1 protein-coding gene is annotated in these 255 nt (G+C 64.3%); it reads right to left on the bottom strand.

The annotated features are described in order from the left end of the window. Nucleotides 1-255: hypothetical protein (locus SB679_RS25255; protein ID WP_410705079.1), on the bottom strand; the 255-nt coding region annotated here is incomplete at both ends.

Here is a 255-nt window from a genome sequence, read left to right as displayed (position 1 = left end):
AGTTCCTTGAGCGTTGCCGCTTGGGCTCTTCCTTGTTCGTACCCGGCTTGCGCGGCGGCGGGACGAAGCGAAAGGTCCATGGCGTTCACCCCAAACAGGTGTTCGGCGTCGCTGTCGGGAAATACGGTGGCCACACTGCTGCCACCGTGGCGCAGAGCATCTATCTGAGTGGCGAGGTGCGTGCCCCACTCCACTGGCTGCAGGGACTTGCCGCCGAACGGTGAAAGCACCAGGACCCGACCGAATCCAGCGGCC

This window comes from Chryseobacterium sp. SIMBA_029 (assembly GCF_046535275.1).
GTDB lineage: Bacteria > Bacteroidota > Bacteroidia > Flavobacteriales > Weeksellaceae > Chryseobacterium.
Note: the sequence above shows the minus strand (reverse complement) of the source record. Positions and strands in the feature narration are given on the sequence as shown.